The sequence below is a fragment of the Vibrio sp. 03_296 genome (assembly GCF_002265885.1).
The window spans coordinates 1-1,295 of the sequence record NZ_NPKW01000829.1; the positions used below are offsets into that span (position 1 = coordinate 1).

At 46.5% G+C, this 1,295-nt stretch carries 1 protein-coding gene and 1 pseudogene; both read left to right on the top strand.

The features are described 5' to 3' along the window. Positions 1-257, top strand: a pseudogene (locus tag CIK04_RS28205) (dienelactone hydrolase family protein); the annotation flags it as partial. Between the two features lie 188 nt (positions 258-445). After that, positions 446-877: an ANTAR domain-containing protein gene (locus tag CIK04_RS28210; RefSeq protein ID WP_325205942.1), complete on the top strand. Its 432-nt coding sequence runs from the start codon at positions 446-448 to the stop codon at positions 875-877. Positions 878-1,295 lie beyond the last annotated feature (418 nt).

A 1,295-nucleotide genomic window follows, 5' to 3' on the forward strand; every position in this document is an offset into this window, starting at 1 on the left:
CACACCCGCAGAAAAGTCGTTACGAGCGGACATAAAAGCGCCCTCACTCCATTCGCCGACTCGACCAACGAGTGAATGCGACTTGGCCTGACTATGAGCAAGACTTAAAAGCCATGAATGCTCGCTACAACGCTTTCCTCTATCCGAAGGTCAATCATGGCTTTCATAACGACTCCACCGCCCGTTATGCGCCAGAAGAGGCTGAGTTGGCTTGGCAAAGAAGCGTGGAGTTTTTCCGTCGCGAGCTCAAATCCTAATAGCGCATTTCCACGAACCCATTAATCCTTACAGCCAAGGTCAGTCTGCCTTGGCTGTTCTTTTTGCGCTATTTGTGCGCTATCGATGGGCCCGTTCCCCAAGGTGGCACATTCCTTGTTATGTCATAGTGAAATAACGAAAACGAACAAGGAATGTACTATGACGAAAAGAACCTTATCAAAGGACGATGATTGTTTGCTGCGATTCATTAACACAACAAGCGCATTTAGCCGAGCGATTGGCAAAAGAGTATGACCAAGTACTGGGGTGTCAGCTTGGGCAATTGGAACACATCCTGCGGCGAGAACCTGAAAGCTGCGTTGTCGTCGGGTGGTCCGCCCCTTGCGCCGAAGTGCGGTTGATCATTGAGTATTGCCGTCAACAAAAGCGGCCAGGTGTTGGTCTTGTTTCGCCAAGTTTTTGCTCAACAATTCAATCAGTTAAAAGATTGCCACGACTGTGTGTTTCTTACAGAAAGAGCACCTTGCCCTTAGCGCCTTGGATCGACTACGCCGCGCAACTGAGAGAAAGTTACTTACTGGTGGAGGAGAAAGTGGCGCTTTTAAATGACAAATTGCAAGAGCGAAAAGTGATTGAAAAAGCGAAAGGGTCTACATGATGAAATTTCAGCAAGTGGATGAAGAAACCGCCTAATCAAGCGATGCGTCGTTCCGCGATGCAAACCAGCCAACCCATGTTGCAAGTTGCGAAGAACGTGATTGCGACGTTAAGCACACTGTAAGGTTGTTCTACTACTTGGGGGTAAGAGAAAAAAGTGMMATTGGTGCGAGGTGCACTAAATGAAAGCAGCATTGTGGTAAGTCGCCAAGAATACAACGATAACATGCTGATTTATGGTGAGTATTTCGTTGGCACACTAATTGAATAGTTCTAATGGAATAGTTTTAGTTAGACACATTTTTAGTTAGACACATTGTTGAATGGCGAATCTCAATTATCAACGGCGGTAATTGCAGAGAAAGCAACGGCGCTACGACTCCTTGGAGTCGTAGTCGCTTTTTTTTGGAAGAAAATCG

Excerpts from the sequence above, each read along its gene's own strand:
- CIK04_RS28210 (WP_325205942.1), top strand. The coding sequence starts at position 446 with ATGATTGTTTGCTGCGATTCATTAACACAACAAGCGCATTTAGCCGAG.